This window comes from Modestobacter marinus, from assembly GCF_011758655.1.
Lineage (GTDB): Bacteria > Actinomycetota > Actinomycetes > Mycobacteriales > Geodermatophilaceae > Modestobacter > Modestobacter marinus.
The window spans coordinates 444,564-458,739 of sequence record NZ_JAAMPA010000001.1; the positions used below are offsets into that span (position 1 = coordinate 444,564).

Here is a 14,176-nt window from a genome sequence, read left to right on the forward strand (position 1 = left end):
GGCGTACTGAGGCTGGCCTAAGTTACCTGTAGCCCCTCGGCGACCGGGAACCGGCTCGTCAGCTGCCCCGCGACACCAGGTCGGCGTACCAGGCCAGGTACAGCGGCCAGCCGGCGTCGTCGGCGACCCCGTCGCGGACGGCCTCCCAGCCGTCGCCGTGCCGGTCGAGCCGGCGGTGCTCCAGCTCGACCCGGGTGCGCTCCGGCCCCTCGGCGAGGAACCGGATCTCCACCTCACTGGTGCGCTCCGGATCTGTCTCCACCTGCCACTGCGGACTGATGTCCCAGCTGAAGACGACCCGGTCGGGCGGGTCGAAGGCCAGGACACGCGCCCAGCGGCACTCACTGCCGTCGACGCCCCGGTCGGTGATGTGGCCGCCGACCACCGGGTCGAACACGGTCTCGGCGATCGGCACACCGAGCAGGTTGTGCTCCGGTGGCTTGAAGTCACCGAACCGCTCGGTGAACGTCGCGAAGGCCCGGTCGATCGGCGCCTGCACGACGATCTGCCTGCGGACCACCCGGGCGGCTGTCTCGGTCATGGGTCCTCCAGCGTCGGGTGTCCATCGGGCTCCTGTTCGACCGAGCCCTGGTAGCCCTCCAGCGCGCGGCGCCAGAACGCGTCGAGCTGGTCCCGCAGCGCACCGAGTCCCTCGGGGCTGAGCCGGTAGACCCGGCGAGTGCCGGCGGCCCGGTCGATGACGAGTCCGGCGTCCTTGAGGACCTTCAGGTGCTGGGAGACCGCCGGACGGCTGATCGGCAGCGCGTCGGCGAGCTCCCCCACGGCCTGTGGTCGCTCGGCCAGCGAGGCGACGATGGCGCGCCGGGTGGGGTCACCCAGGGCCTCCCAGCCGTCGCGCTCTTGGTGAGCAGCCACGAACGTAAGCTACGACTTACGCTTCGACCGGTCAAGCCCTGCAGCCGCTCAGGGGCGGGGATCGGTCCGCGTCCAGCCGCGCTCGTCCCGGCGGCCGCCCTGGGCCGCGCGGCAGCGACGGCAGACGGCCTGGACGCCCTCCGCGTGCCGGCCGGACTCCGGGAGCACGTCGGCCCAGCCCACGTGCGGGAACCGGGCCAGCCGCGACCTGCTCAGGGACAGCCCGCAGACGGTCTCGTTCTGCCCCTGCAGCCAGGCGTGCACCTCGCCGGCGGGGTAGCGGATGCCGTCGTCGGGGTCGGTCCACTGGTCGGCGGCTGCGACCGCCGCGCTGCGCCCTCGCACGCGCCGCTCCTACCCGCCGGAGCCGGTCGTGACGCGGCCTCAGTCCGACCGGCCGCGCCGGAACCGGGCGGGCCGCCGCACCGTGTCCTCGCCCGCCCACCGGGTGGGGCCCCAGGTGACCTGATCGGGAGAGGGCAGCGGCAGCGGGTCGCCGTGGGAGGTGACGTCCAGCCGGCTGAGCCGACCCTCCTCGACGAACAGCAGCACCCCGCCCACCGGCGACCCGTCGGCACCGACGACGGTGCCCTCGACCGGCGCCGGACCGCTGGCCGGTGCGGCCGGGACGTCGTCGGGCACCTGCAGGTCCAGCGTCCCGCACCCGCAGCGGCAACCCGGCGTCGAGGTCGCCCGCGCGACCTGGGCCCGCAGCTCGGCGACGCCGAGGAACTCGTGGGCGAGGAGGGCGCCGAGGAGCTCGCGCGCGTCGTCGGTCAGGGGCCGGGGGCTCTGGTCGGCCCGCGGCCCGGCATCAGCAGCGGTCATGTCCCCAGTGTCGCCCGGACGCCGGCGAGTGACGCGACCGGCGTGGCGTGGCTCGCCCGTCCGGGGCCGGGGCGCCGGACAGGTGTGGCACGGTGTCGCAGTGCCCGCCCGCCGCCGTCCCCACCGGAGGGGCCCGCGGTGACGCAGGGCATCCGCAGCCCGGCCGGCCGGCCGACGCCGACCCGCGGGTTCCACCACCCGGGGCGGGTCATCGCCGGCGCCTTTGCCGTGGCCGTCGCGGTCGGGACCGCGCTGCTGTCCCTGCCGATCGCCGTCGCCGGCCCCGGGCGCGCCGACCTGCTCACCGCGCTGTTCCACGCCACGTCCGCGGTGTGCGTGACCGGGCTGGTGACCGTCGACACCGGCACCTACTGGTCGGGCTTCGGCCAGGCGGTGATCCTGCTGCTCATCCAGGCCGGCGGCCTCGGGATCATGACGCTGGCCACCCTGCTCGCCCTGGTGCTCTCCCGCCGGCTGGGGCTGCGCGCCCGGCTCATCGCCCAGGCGGAGACCAAGGCGCTCTCCGCCGCGGACGTCCGCCGGGTCGTCCGCCGGGTGGTGCTCTTCAGCCTCGCGGTCGAGGCGGTGGTCGCCGTCGTCCTCGGGATCCGGTTCGCGGTCGGCTACGACCAGTCGCTGCCGTCGGCGGCCTACCACGGGGTCTTCCACGCCATCTCGGCGTTCAACAACGCGGGCTTCGGGCTGGACCCGCAGAACCTCATCCCCTACGTGGCCGACCCGTGGATCAGCCTGACGATCTGCGCCGCCGTCATCCTCGGTGGTCTGGGGTTCCCGGTGGTCTTCGAGCTGGCCCGCGAGTGGCGGACGCCGAAGAGCTGGTCGGTGCTCACCCGGATCACCGTCATCGTCACCGCCGTACTGCTCGTCGGCGGGACGCTCGTGTTCCTGCTCGCCGAGGCCGGCAACCCCGGCACCCTCGGCCCGCTGGGCGCCGGCGCCAAGCTGCTGGCCGCGTTCACCGCGGCGGTGATGCCGCGTACCGCAGGGTTCAACAACCTCGACATCGCCGCCTACCAGCCCGAGACGCTGCTGCTCACCGATGCGCTCATGTTCATCGGTGGCGGCAGCGCCGGCACGGCCGGCGGGATCAAGGTGACCACGTTCGGGCTGCTGGCCTACGTCCTGTGGGCGGAGATGCGCGGTGACCCCGACGTCGAGGTCGGCCGCCGCCGGGTGCCGGCGACGAACCAGCGCCAGGCGCTGGCGGTCGCACTGCTCGGCATCGGCGTGATCGCCGTCTCCACCTTCGTCCTGGAGGCGCTCACCGACTTCGGCTTCGACCTGGTGCTCTTCGAGGTCGTCTCCGCGTTCTCCACCGTCGGCCTGTCCGCGGGCATCACCGCCGACCTCCCGCCTGCCGGGCAGGTGCTGATCGTGCTGCTCATGTACATCGGCCGGATCGGGCCGCTCACCCTGGCCTCGGGGCTGGCGCTCCGCGACCGCGCCCGCCGGCACCAGCTCCCCGAGGAGAGGACCATCGTTGGCTAGCCACAAGGACCCCGTCGCCGTGCTCGGCCTGGGGCGGTTCGGCACCGCGCTCGCCCTGGAACTGGCCCGCGGTGGCACCGAGGTGCTCGCCGTGGACAACCGGCCCGACATCGTCCAGCGGCTGTCCGGGCAGCTGGGGCAGGTCGTCATCGCCGACGCCACCGACGCCGACGCGCTGGGCGAGATCGGCATCGCCGACTTCAGCCGCGTCGTCGTGGCCATCGGCGGCCACCTCGAGGCCAGCATCCTCGCCACGGCGCTGCTGTCCGAGCTCGGCATCCGCGACATCTGGGCCAAGGCCGTGACCCGGCAGCAGGCGACCATCCTCAGCCGCATCGGCGCCCATCACGTCGTCTTCCCCGAGCAGGAGATGGGCGAGCGGATCGCCCACCTGGTCGCCGGCCGGCTGCTGGACTGGGTGGAGCTGGACCCGCAGTGGGTGTTCGCCAAGACCAAGCCGCCGAGGGAGATCGTCGGCGTCCCGCTCGGCCAGACCGGCCTGCGCAAGAAGCACCACGTCACGGTGGTGTCGGTGAAGCCGGAGAACTCGTCGAGCTACACGCACGCCGACTACGACACCGTGCTCACCTACGGCGCCGAGATCGTCATCGCCGGGCGGCCGGCCGAGGTGGAGCGCTTCGTCGAGCTGCAGTGACCACCGGCCACGCGCGGAGGTGCCCCCGGCAGGACCCGGGCCTCCGGCACGTGGTCCGTGGTCCCGATCGGAGCAGGTCCGCGCCTGCTGCCTGACCCCGCCGGCCTGCGCGGGTCAGTCGTCGTCCCCGTCAGCGTCGTCGTCCCGGTCGGTCCCCAGCACGCTGCCATCGCCGGCGTCCACGGTGACCTCGTGGAAGGAACCGTCGGCCGCGCGGACCCCCACCTCCCAGACGACGGACCCGTTCTCCTCCTCCAGGTGGCTCCACGCCACCTCTCCGCCATCGACCGCCTCGACCGCCGCGGTGGCCGCGGCGTCCTCGTCGACGGAGGCCAGCTCGGCCAGCGCCGTCTGCTCGGCTGCGTCGTCCGCGGGGAGGGTGGACTCGTCCACGGTGACCGTGCCCGCCTGGCGCAGTTCGTCCTCGTCATCGTCGTCGTCACGCTCGGTGCCCAGGACGCTCGCGTCCCCGGCGTCGACGGTGACCTCGTGGACCGACCCGTCGTCGGCGCGGACGGCGACCTCCCAGACGACGAACCCGTCCTCCTCCTCCAGCTCGCTCCCGGCGACCTCCCCGCTGCCGACCGCCTCGACCGCCGCGACGCCCGCGGCGTCCTCGTCGACGGAGGCCAGCTCGGCCAGGGCCTCCTGCTCCGCCGCGTCGTCCTCGGGCAGGGCCGACTCCTCCACGGGGATCGTGCCGGGCAGACCCAGCTCGTCGTCGCCGCCCGTGGTGGCGAGTGCGACACCGCCGGCGGCGGCGAGCGCCAGGGCGGTCGCGGCGGTGATGACGGTGGCTCGCTTGCGAAGGCGCATCGGGTGTTCCTCTCCTACGGGACCGGCCGGGTGCTGGTCTCTCCTCCTCCACGCTCCCGGCCGTCGGTGAGAGGACGATGAGCTGGAAGTGGCAGCCCGTCTCACCGTCGTCTCACCGTCGTCCCACCGGGTCGTGCGAGGCTCGGTGCATGCGCGTGCTGGTCGTCGAGGACCACGACAAGATGCGCGACGTCCTCCAGCGGGGGCTGACCGAGGCGGGCTATGCCGTCGACGCCGTCGGCGACGGGGTCGCCGCGGTGTCCCACGCCGCGTCGCGGACGTACGACGCGATCGTGCTCGACGTGATGCTGCCGGGCATGGACGGCGTGGAGGTCTGCCGGACGTTGCGGGACCGGGGGGTCTGGACGCCGGTGATCATGCTCACCGCCCGGGACTCGATCACCGACCGGGTCCGAGGGCTCGACCACGGGGCGGACGACTACCTGGTCAAGCCGTTCGCCTTCACCGAGCTGCTCGGTCGTCTCCGGGCCCTGCTGCGGCGTGGCGGGTCGCCGCGGCCCGCGGTGTTGCGGTGCGGGCCGCTGTCGCTGGACCCGGCGACCCGCATGGTCGAGTGCCGCGGCGAGCCCGTCGAGCTGTCCGCGCGCGAGCTCGCGCTGCTGGAGTTCCTGCTGCGCAACCCGGAGCGGGTCCTGTCGCGAGCGGTGCTCGTGGAGCACGTGTGGGGCCTCGACTACGACGGTGCCTCCAACGTCGTCGACGTCTACGTGAAGTACCTGCGCGACAAGATCGACCGGCGGTTCGACGTCGACCTGTTGCGCACCGTCCGAGGCGCCGGCTATCGGCTGGCCTGTGCGGATCCGGGTCGTTGAGGCCGGTGCCCCGGCTGCCGATCAGTGCACGACTCGCGCTCCTGTCGGCCGCATCGCTGACCGCGCTGCTGGCCCTCGTCGGCCTCGTGGTGTACCTGCAGCTCGGTGCCGGACTCCGCTCGGGCATCGATCAGCAGCTCGCCGACCTCGCCGGGTCCCTGCCGCCTCGCCTCGCCGAGGACGGGTTCCCGGAGGAGGAGGACGACGTCGACCAGCTGGAGCTCAGTGACCGCCTCGTCCAGCTCGTGGACGGGAGCGGGCAGCTGGTCGCAGCGAGCGACGACGTCGATGCCGCTGGACCCCTCCTCGGACCGGCCGACCTCGATCGGGCCCGGAACGGCGACGTCGTGCTGCGGACGGTCCCCGAGAGCGCGGACGAGGACGATCCGCTGCGCGTGCTGGCCGTGCCCTACGGCGACGACGGCCTCGTCGCGGTCCTCGCCGCGGAGCTCGACGAGGTCCAGGACGCGCAGCGCGCCCTGCTCGCCGTCTACGGCCCGGTGGCGCTGTTCGGGGTGGCCGTGGCCGGCCTGCTGGGGTTCCTCATCGCCCGGCGCGGTCTGGCGCCGCTCCGCCGGATGACCGGCGAGGCGGAGGTCATCGGCGGGTCGGACCTGTCCCGCCGGCTGTCGGCTCCTGCCCGCCTCGACGAGATCGGCCGACTCGCCCGCACGCTGAACGGGATGCTCGCCCGCCTCGACGCGGCCATCTGCCGCGAACGTGCCTTCACCGCCGACGCCAGCCACGAACTCCGCACCCCGCTGGCCATCCTCCGGGCCGAGGTCGAGCTGGTCCGCGATCGGGCGGACGACCCGTCCGTCCGTGCGGCACTCGACACGGCCCTGGCAGAAGCCACCCGCCTGTCCGGGCTCGTCGACGACCTGCTCGTGCTCGCGCGGGCGGACTCCGGTGACCTCGAGGACCGCCGTCCGGTCGACCTCGATGAGCTGGTCGGCGTCGTCCTGGCCCGGTTCGCCACCCTGGCGGGCCGGCGTGGCGTGCGGCTGGAGTCCACCGGGGTGGCGGTCGTCCGGTGCGACTCCTCCGGCCTGGAACGGGCCCTGACCAACCTGGTCGACAACGCGCTGCGGCACACCCCCGACGGTGGTCTCATCACCGTCGGGGTCCGCCCGGTCGGCGAGGCCGGAGCGGTCATCGCCGTGAGCGACACCGGCCCCGGCGTTCCGCCCGAACGGCTCGACACGCTCTTCGACCGCTTCACCCGCGTCGATGACGCACGGCACGAACCCGGCGGAGCCGGACTCGGACTCGCCATCGTCTCCGCCGTCGCCACCGCGCACTCCGGCAGCGTCAGCGCCGACAACCGCACCGAGGGCGGCCTCCGCGTCGAGCTCACGCTGGGCGGATGAGCCCGGGCGGCGGAGCGGCAGGCGATGACCGCCCGGCCGGAGTCATGAGCCACCGTCACCCGCAGCCGGGTCCGACGAAGACACTCGGCGGAGGTCCGACCTGCGGTACTGCTGGTGCCCCCGGCAGGATTCGAACCTGCGGCACACGGTTTAGGAAACCGATGCTCTATCCCCTGAGCTACGGGGGCCGTGGCGGTGCGGTTGCACCACCACCGGGCCGCTGCGCGCGGGCCCGGTTGCCGTCGAGAGGGTATCGGACGGCCGAGGGGCCCGACGGCACGTGCCGTCGGGCCCCTCGGGTGTGTGCTCCGTTCACTCAGCGAGCGCCGGTGTGCACCGATCAGGCCTGCAGGGACTCCATGAAGTCCGGGTTCTCCTCGAGCCAGGCGTCGACGGCCTCGTCGTACCGGCCCTCGCCGTACTCGTTGACGACCAGGTTCTCCAGCGAGCCGTACTGCTCGTCGGTGAGGGTCGCGGCCTCCATCATCGAGGCCACGTCGGCGCAGTCGGCGGCGAAGCCCTCACGCGCCAGCGTGTGCAGCGCCTCGGAGTCACCCAGCGCGCCCTCGGGGTCGGCGAGGTCCTTGACCGGGAACTCGCTGTTGGCCCAGAACGGACGCCAGAGGGTGACGACGATGTCCTCGTTGGCGTCGGTCGCCGCCTGCAGCTCGGCCAGCATCGCGGTGGTGGAGGACTCGACCAGCGTGTAGTCCTCCTCCAGCCCGTAGGCCGGCATGACGCTGTCCTTGGTGGTCGCGGTGAGGCCCGCGCCGGGCTCGATCCCGACGATCCGGCCGTCGAACATCTCCGCGTTGCCGGCCAGGTCGGCGATCGACTCGATGTCGGTGTACTCCGGGACGGCGAAGGTCAGCTTGGCGCCCTCGTACCAGGCACCGAGGTCCTCGATCTGGTCGCCGTACTCCTCCATGTAGGCCGCGTGCGTGACCTCCGACCACGCCGAGGGGTAGACGTCGACGTCCCCGCCGGCCAGGCCGGCGTAGAGCGGCGCGGCGTCGGCGATCTCGGTCATCTCGACCTCGATGCCCTGCTCGGTGAGGACGTTGTCCCAGAGGTGGGCCATGCTCAGGCCGTCGGTCCAGGACGGGATGAAGCCCAGGTTGACGCTCTCGCAGTCGCCGCCGGCCGACGTCCCGCCGGCGGCGGTGGCGGCCTCCTCGGCGTCCCCACCGCAGGCGGTGGCGGTGAGTGCGACGGCGGCGAGGCCGGCGGCCAGGCGTGCGCCTCGGGTGGTCAGGTGCTTGTTCATGCGGTCGTTCCTCTCCTGCATCTGGTGGCGGTCGACTGCCCCGCGCACCGTTGGGCTCCGGTCCCGCGGCGACGGCCCGGGAGGGCCGCGCCGGTCGGCTACCGGGCTGGTCCGGACAGTGCGTCCTGGTCGCTCGCGGCGGGCCGCCCCGGGGCGGGGGCTCCCCCGGTGGCCGTGCTGCCACGGCTGAGGAGGGACGGGAAGCGGCGAGGCCCGCGTCGCTGGCCGAAGGCCGAGGTCAGCCGGTCCAGGTAGATGGCGAGGACGACGACCGCGAGGCCGGCCTCCACCCCCAGTCCGAGGTCGAGCCGGGAGATGCTGGTGACCACCAGGCCACCCAGCCCGCCGGCGCCGACGAAGCCCGCGATCACGGCCATGGACAGCGCCAGCATGATCACCTGGTTGATCCCGGCCATGATCGTCGGGAGCGCCAGGGGCAGCTGGATGCCGCGCAGGATCCGGCCGGGCGGGCTGCCGAAGGCGTGGCCGGCCTCCACCAGCTCCGGGTCGACCTGCCGGATGCCCAGCTCGGTCAGCCGCACCCCCGGCGGCAGCGCGAAGATGATCGTCATCACGACGCCCGGCACGACGCCGATCCCGAAGAACACCACGGCGGGGATCAGGTAGACCAGCGCCGGCATGGTCTGCATGAAGTCCAGCACCGGCCGGACGACGGCGCTGACCCGGTCGCTCTTGGCGGCGGCGATACCGACGGGGATGCCGATCGCGACGGCGATCAGCGTGGCCACCAGGATCAGCGCCAGCGTCTCCATGGCCGGCTCCCACATGCGCATGCTGATCAGCAGCAGCAGGCCGAGCAGCGACGCGACGCCGAACCGCACCGAGCGAACCACCCCGCCGAGCACGGCGAGCAGCACGGCGAAGACGACCGGCGGCAGCACCAGCAGGCCCTCCGTCAGGCCGTCCACACCGGCCTCGCTCACCGTGCTGATCGCCTCGAGCACGGGGTCGAAGTTCTCGGTCACCCAGTCGAAGCCGGTGTCGACCCAGTCCCCCACCGGGATCTGCGGCAGGGCGGCGTCCTCGGCGGCCCGGAACACGGTCTCAGCCACGGATGGTCTCCTTCGTCGCCACGGCGGTGGCGCCCACCGGCTCGGCCGGTGCGGGCGCAGCGGACGGCGTGGGGCGCGGGATGCCGCCCAGCGCGGCCAGGACCGCGCCGCGGGGCACCACCCCCAGCAGCCGACCGTCGTCGTCCACGACGGTCACCGGCACCTCGTCCTGGGCGGCGGGGGCGAGCAGGTCGCTCAGCGTCGTGGTCGCCCGGACGTCGACCGGGGGCAGGAGGGCCAGCCCGGCCAGCGACGGCGACCCGGACGTGACGGCGGCCCGGACGGCGTCCTCGGTGGCGACCCCGGCCACCCGGCCGTCGCCGTCCCCGACGAGCACGGAACCGGAGCGGTGCTCCTGCATCGCCTGGAGCACGTGCGCGGGCGCAGCCGACGGGGAGACCAGGGTGGGCGCCTCGACCATCACGTGCCGGGCGGTGAACACCCGCCCACGGTCGACGTCGGCGAGGAACTGCCGGACGTAGTCGTCGGCCGGGGTGTCGAGGATCCGGTCCGGCGTGCCGATCTGCACCACCCGGCCGTCGCGCATGATCGCGATCCGGTCACCGAGGCGCATGGCCTCGTTCAGGTCGTGGGTGATGAAGACGATCGTCTTGCCCAGCGAGGCCTGCAGCTCCAGCAGCTGGTCCTGCATCTCGCGGCGGATCAACGGATCGAGCGCGCTGAACGCCTCGTCCATGAGCAGCAGGTCGGTGTCGGCGGCGAGCGCGCGGGCCAGGCCGACGCGCTGCTTCATGCCGCCGGAGAGCTGCCCGGGCTTCTGGTCGGCCCACTGGTCCAGGCCGACGAGTGCGAGGGCCTCCTGCGCCCTGGCCCGGCGGGTGGCGCGGTCGACGCCGCGCACCTCGAGGGCGTAGGCCGCGTTGTCCAGCACGCTGCGGTGCGGGAAGAGCGCGAAGTGCTGGAACACCATGCTCATCTGCTCCTGCCGGAGCCGGCGCAGCGCCGTGTCGTCCAGCGCGGTCAGCTCGGCCTCGGCCACCCGCACGGTCCCGGCGGTGACCTCCAGCAGCCCGTTGAGCATCCGCAGCAGCGTCGACTTGCCCGAGCCGGACAACCCCATGACCACGAAGATCTCGCCCGGCTCGACGGTGAAGCTGACGTCGATGACGGCCGGGGTCGCGCCGTGCTCCCGCACCTCGGCGACGGAGGCGCCGTCCCGGAGCCGGTCGACCGCCTCAGCGGTGCGCCGGCCGAAGACCTTGAACAACCCCTCGGCATGTACTGCGGGCACGGGCAACCTCTCGTCGGCGGACAGGACCCCGGCCGGGCGGCACGACGGGCGGGGAGGCACCGCTCCGGGGAGCGCGCATCACCTGCCGTGTCGCGCCGTTGGGCGCACCGCCCCTGAGGCGGACGCCACGGGGCGCGGGTGCGGCTCGCCGGCCATGACGCCAGGGCGTCGGCACGCACATCGCGGTGCGCCGGTCAGCGAGCCGGGGTGGGGCGGGCACGGCCCGTCCCCTCTCGGAACATGAACCTAACAGGGAATGCAGAGCGCTAATGCCATTCTCAGCCGATCCGGGAATTCCGTTATCCGGTCGTGACGCGCCCGGGGTGTCGAAGAACACGATGGGCATTCAGCCGGCCAATGCGGATTGGCGAGACTCCCAGGTGTCGACGACCTGAGCTGCGGGTATGCATCTGACGCGCGCTCACAGAACGGCCAGGGAATGTGTTGCCGAGTCGTCATGGAATCGTCACGCGATCTCCATGTGGAACGAGAGGGGCGCGATGTCCACCACCACGGATCGCGGCGCGACAGCCGCACCGGCACCTGCGGCGCGGGCGGGCCGGGGAACCTCCGGGCCCGCCGACGCGTGAGGGAGATGCGGGCGGCACCGTGTCGCAACCGTTACCTTGTGTCAGCACGTACGAGCCCCGGCAACGGCGCCGGTGGCGCGGGAGGTGGAGAGCACAGATGGAGATCACGGTCGTCGACGTCCCCGAGCGGGGCCGCTTCGAGATCCGGGACGGCGAGCGAGTCGTCGGCCTGGCCAGCTATCACGTCCACGAGGGCGTGATGACCCTGCCGCACACCGAGATCGACCCGACGATGGGCGGTCGGGGCCTGGGCACCCAGCTGGTGGCCACCGTCCTCACCGCCGCGCGCGAACGTGGCCTGCACGTGCTCCCCTACTGCTCGTTCATCCGCAAGTACCTGGTCGACCACCCCGAGCAGCTGGACCTCGTCGCCGACGCCGACCGGCCCACGTTCGGCCTGGCACCCGCCCACAGCTGATCCACCCAGCGGCGCCGGCGGCGTCTTCCTAGGCTCGGCCGGTGCCCACCGCGTTGCTCTGGTTCCGCCGCGACCTGCGGCTCAGCGACCACCCGGCCCTGCTCGCCGCCGTCGACGCCGCCGGGCCCGGGGGCAGCGTCGTCCCCGTCTTCGTCTTCGACGACCGGCTCTACGGCCCGTCGGGCGAGCCACGGCGGCGGTTCCTGCTCGACTGCCTCGCCGAGCTCGACGCCTCGACCGGCGGTGCCCTCGTCACCCGCACCGGCGACCCGGCCGCCGTCCTGCCCCAGCTGGTCGCCGAGCTGGACGCGGTGAGCGTGCACGTCACCGCCGACGCCGGCCCGTACGGACGGCGGCGCGACCAGGCGGTGGAGCGGGCGCTGGGCGACGTCCCGCTGGTGCGCACCGGCTCGCCGTACGCGGTCGCCCCCGGGCGGGTGGTCAAACGCGACGGCACGCCGTTCCAGGTGTTCACCCCGTTCGCCCGCGCCTGGCGCGAGCACGGCTGGCACTCCCCCGCCGTCCGCCCCGACCCGGTCCCCTGGCAGGGCGACGTCCGTTCCGATGACCGCCCACCGCCCCCGGACCTGGGCGACGTCCAGCTGCCCCCGGCCGGTGAGGCGGCGGCCCTGGAGGCCTGGCACCGGTTCCGCGACGAGCGCCTGCTCGGCTACGACGAGGGCCGCAACACCCCGGGGACGAACGGGACCAGCCGGTTGTCGGCGTACCTCAAGTACGGCTGCATCCACCCGCGCACGCTGCTCGCCGACCTGGCCGCCGAGCAGGGCTCGGAGTCGGTGCGCCGCTACACCGACGAGCTCGCCTGGCGCGACTTCTACGCCGACGTGCTGTGGCACCGGCCCGACTCCGCCCGCGAGTACCTCAAGCCCGAGCTGCAGGGCATGGGCTACGACTCCGGGCCGGACGCCGAGCAGCTGGTGCGCGCCTGGGAGACCGGCCGCACCGGCTTCCCGATCGTCGACGCCGGGATGCGGCAGCTGCTCGGCGAGGCCTACGTGCACAACCGGGTGCGGATGATCGTCGCCTCCTTCCTGGTCAAGGACCTGCACCAGGAGTGGACGCTGGGCGCCCGGTACTTCATGCAGCATCTGGTCGACGGCGACCTGGCCAGCAACAACCACGGCTGGCAGTGGGTCGCCGGTACCGGCACCGACGCCTCGCCGTACTACCGGGTGTTCAACCCGATCACCCAGGGCAAGAAGTTCGACCCGGACGGCAGCTACGTGAAGCGCTGGGTGCCCGAGCTGCGCGACCTGGACGCCAAGTACGTGCACGAGCCGTGGACCGCACCCGGCGGCGTCCCGGCCGGCTACCCCGAGCCGATCGTCGACCACGCCCACGAGCGCCAGGTGTCCCTGGACCGCTACGCCGCCGTCCGCGCCCGCTGAGGACCGGCGTCGCGACACCGGGTGTCGGCTGGGTCACGGCGCCCGTCGTGGCGGAGGTGGCCGGCGCGGGTGAAGCTGGACGGCGTGATCGCCGGTGCCTGAGGGCCACACCCTGTTCCGACTGGCCCGCGAGCAGCAGGCCGCGTTCGCCGGTCGTGAGGTGCACGTGACCAGCCCGCAGGGCCGCTTCGCCGCTCAGGCCGAGCTGCTCAACGGCCGGGTGCTCGACGAGGTGACCTCCTACGGCAAGCACCTGTTCGCCTTCTTCGGCCCGGACGTCGTCCACGTGCACCTGGGCCTGTACGGGAAGTTCACCTCCGGCACCGGCCTGCCGCCCGAGCCCCGCGGTGCCCTGCGGATGCGCTGGGAGGGGCCGGGCGAGGACGGCGAGGGCGTCTGGACCGACCTGCGCGGCGCCACCGCCTGTGACCTGATCACCGACGGCGAGGTGCAGCTGATCCTCGACCGGCTGGGCCCGGACCCGCTGCGCCGGCGGTCGGACCCGGCGAAGGCCTTCGCCCGCATCTCCCGCAGCCGGACCACCATCGGCCAGCTGCTGATGGACCAGGCCGTGCTCGCCGGCGTCGGGAACGTCTACCGGGCCGAGGTGCTGTTCCGGCAGCGGCTGAGCCCCTTCCGGCTGGGCCGGGACGTCGACGCCGCGCTCTGGGGCCGGTTGTGGGCCGATCTGGCGACCCTGATGAAGGACGGGGTCAAGGCCGGCCGGATCGTCACCACCGAGCGCGCCGACCGGGAGCGCCGGCGGGGCCCGGCGCTCCGCGAGGACGCGCACTACGTCTACCGGCGCGCCGGGCTGCCCTGCCGGATCTGCGGCACCGAGGTGCGCACCGAGGTCATGGTCGGCCGCAACCTCTTCTGGTGCCCCACCTGCCAGGCCGTCTGATCAGAGGGTGCCCTTGGCGTCGTCGCCGGCGGGCACGGCCTGCAGCAGCCGGACGCCGAGCGGCTCGGCCAGGTCCTCCTTCACGCTCTGGGTGAGCTGGTTGAACGTCTCGCCGGCGCCGTGGGCCTTCACGTCGTCCTGGGTGGCCCAGCGCTCGATCATCACGAAGCCGTAGCCGTCCTCGTGCAGCGCGTAGAGCTCGCAGCCGGGCTCCTCGTGCACCTTCGGGATCGCGGCGGTGAACGCCTCCCGGACGGCGTCGGCCCGGCCGGGCTTGGGCGAGATGGTGGCGACGATCGTGATGGACACGCAGGGCTCCTCAACGGTGGTCGGGCAACGGCTGCCCGGGCTCACCCTGGCGCGTACCCGCCATCGG

At 73.4% G+C, this 14,176-nt stretch carries 16 protein-coding genes and 1 tRNA gene; 7 read left to right on the forward strand and 10 right to left on the reverse strand.

The window, feature by feature from the left end:
• Positions 1 to 58: 58 nt before the first annotated feature.
• The 4 genes from FB380_RS02160 to FB380_RS02175 are packed head-to-tail and all read right to left on the reverse strand — an operon-like array spanning position 59 to position 1,704.
• Complete coding sequence (locus FB380_RS02160) at positions 59 to 541, reverse strand: SRPBCC family protein (RefSeq protein ID WP_166753644.1); 483 nt, start codon at positions 539 to 541, stop codon at positions 59 to 61.
• Positions 538 to 876, reverse strand: a complete 339-nt coding sequence (locus FB380_RS02165; protein WP_188959585.1) for an ArsR/SmtB family transcription factor — start codon at positions 874 to 876, stop codon at positions 538 to 540. The genes FB380_RS02160 and FB380_RS02165 overlap by 4 nt, the downstream gene beginning before the upstream one ends.
• Positions 877 to 924: 48 nt before the next feature.
• Positions 925 to 1,221, reverse strand: coding sequence for a hypothetical protein (locus tag FB380_RS02170; protein ID WP_166753645.1), 297 nt, complete (start codon positions 1,219 to 1,221; stop codon positions 925 to 927).
• Between the two features lie 39 nt (positions 1,222 to 1,260).
• Positions 1,261 to 1,704: a hypothetical protein gene (locus FB380_RS02175; RefSeq protein WP_166753646.1), complete on the reverse strand. Its 444-nt coding sequence runs from the start codon at positions 1,702 to 1,704 to the stop codon at positions 1,261 to 1,263.
• A gap of 138 nt (positions 1,705 to 1,842) precedes the next feature.
• Here FB380_RS02175 and FB380_RS02180 point away from each other — a divergent pair, with 138 nt between their 5' ends.
• Together FB380_RS02180 and FB380_RS02185 are read left to right on the forward strand one after the other, a co-directional pair.
• Positions 1,843 to 3,213 carry a TrkH family potassium uptake protein gene (locus FB380_RS02180; RefSeq protein ID WP_208382728.1) on the forward strand — a complete coding sequence of 457 codons (1,371 nt, stop codon included), beginning with the start codon at positions 1,843 to 1,845 and terminating at the stop codon, positions 3,211 to 3,213.
• Positions 3,206 to 3,868 carry a potassium channel family protein gene (locus FB380_RS02185; protein WP_166753647.1) on the forward strand — a complete coding sequence of 221 codons (663 nt, stop codon included), beginning with the start codon at positions 3,206 to 3,208 and terminating at the stop codon, positions 3,866 to 3,868. Before FB380_RS02180 ends, FB380_RS02185 begins: the two co-directional genes overlap by 8 nt.
• A 114-nt stretch (positions 3,869 to 3,982) precedes the next feature.
• Here the strand turns inward: FB380_RS02185 and FB380_RS02190 are convergent, their stop codons facing one another.
• Entirely contained in the window at positions 3,983 to 4,684 is a 702-nt protein-coding gene (locus tag FB380_RS02190) for a PepSY domain-containing protein (RefSeq protein ID WP_166753648.1), read from the reverse strand.
• A gap of 149 nt (positions 4,685 to 4,833) precedes the next feature.
• Between FB380_RS02190 and FB380_RS02195 the strand changes: the two genes are divergently transcribed.
• Positions 4,834 to 5,517, forward strand: a complete 684-nt coding sequence (locus FB380_RS02195) for a response regulator transcription factor (protein ID WP_166753649.1) — start codon at positions 4,834 to 4,836, stop codon at positions 5,515 to 5,517.
• A 5-nt stretch (positions 5,518 to 5,522) separates the two neighbouring features.
• Positions 5,523 to 6,887: a sensor histidine kinase gene (locus FB380_RS02200; protein ID WP_166753650.1), complete on the forward strand. Its 1,365-nt coding sequence runs from the start codon at positions 5,523 to 5,525 to the stop codon at positions 6,885 to 6,887.
• A 112-nt stretch (positions 6,888 to 6,999) separates the two neighbouring features.
• Here FB380_RS02200 and FB380_RS02205 read toward each other — a convergent pair.
• From FB380_RS02205 to FB380_RS02220, 4 genes are all read right to left on the reverse strand, one after another.
• A tRNA-Arg gene (locus FB380_RS02205) sits at positions 7,000 to 7,075 on the reverse strand.
• A gap of 152 nt (positions 7,076 to 7,227) precedes the next feature.
• A complete protein-coding gene (locus FB380_RS02210) occupies positions 7,228 to 8,154 on the reverse strand; it encodes a glycine betaine ABC transporter substrate-binding protein (protein ID WP_166753651.1) in 927 nt (308 codons plus the stop codon).
• Positions 8,155 to 8,252: 98 nt separating this feature from the next.
• A complete protein-coding gene (locus tag FB380_RS02215; RefSeq protein WP_166753652.1) occupies positions 8,253 to 9,227 on the reverse strand; it encodes an ABC transporter permease in 975 nt (324 codons plus the stop codon).
• Positions 9,220 to 10,479 carry a quaternary amine ABC transporter ATP-binding protein gene (locus FB380_RS02220; RefSeq protein WP_166753654.1) on the reverse strand — a complete coding sequence of 420 codons (1,260 nt, stop codon included), beginning with the start codon at positions 10,477 to 10,479 and terminating at the stop codon, positions 9,220 to 9,222. Before FB380_RS02220 ends, FB380_RS02215 begins: the two co-directional genes overlap by 8 nt.
• Positions 10,480 to 11,088: 609 nt before the next feature.
• Between FB380_RS02220 and FB380_RS02225 the strand changes: the two genes are divergently transcribed.
• The 3 genes from FB380_RS02225 (at position 11,089) to FB380_RS02235 (ending at position 13,800) form a co-directional block, all read left to right on the forward strand.
• Complete coding sequence (locus FB380_RS02225) at positions 11,089 to 11,487, forward strand: GNAT family N-acetyltransferase (RefSeq protein WP_341800153.1); 399 nt, start codon at positions 11,089 to 11,091, stop codon at positions 11,485 to 11,487.
• Positions 11,488 to 11,528: 41 nt separating this feature from the next.
• Positions 11,529 to 12,896, forward strand: coding sequence for a cryptochrome/photolyase family protein (locus tag FB380_RS02230; RefSeq protein WP_166753657.1), 1,368 nt, complete (start codon positions 11,529 to 11,531; stop codon positions 12,894 to 12,896).
• 94 nt (positions 12,897 to 12,990) lie between these two features.
• On the forward strand, positions 12,991 to 13,800 hold the full coding sequence (locus FB380_RS02235; protein ID WP_166753658.1) for an Fpg/Nei family DNA glycosylase: 810 nt from the start codon (positions 12,991 to 12,993) through the stop codon (positions 13,798 to 13,800).
• On the opposite strand, the gene FB380_RS02240 is transcribed toward FB380_RS02235, so the two are convergent.
• On the reverse strand, positions 13,801 to 14,109 hold the full coding sequence (locus tag FB380_RS02240) for a putative quinol monooxygenase (protein ID WP_166753659.1): 309 nt from the start codon (positions 14,107 to 14,109) through the stop codon (positions 13,801 to 13,803).
• Positions 14,110 to 14,176: the final 67 nt, after the last annotated feature.

Bases quoted from the DNA above. Each gene is read 5' to 3' on its own strand.
- FB380_RS02160 (WP_166753644.1), bottom strand. From the start codon at position 541: ATGACCGAGACAGCCGCCCGGGTGGTCCGCAGGCAGATCGTCGTGCAG.
- FB380_RS02175 (WP_166753646.1), bottom strand. From the start codon at position 1,704: ATGACCGCTGCTGATGCCGGGCCGCGGGCCGACCAGAGCCCCCGGCCC.
- FB380_RS02190 (WP_166753648.1), bottom strand. From the start codon at position 4,684: ATGCGCCTTCGCAAGCGAGCCACCGTCATCACCGCCGCGACCGCCCTG.
- FB380_RS02195 (WP_166753649.1), top strand. From the start codon at position 4,834: ATGCGCGTGCTGGTCGTCGAGGACCACGACAAGATGCGCGACGTCCTC.
- FB380_RS02210 (WP_166753651.1), bottom strand. From the start codon at position 8,154: ATGAACAAGCACCTGACCACCCGAGGCGCACGCCTGGCCGCCGGCCTC.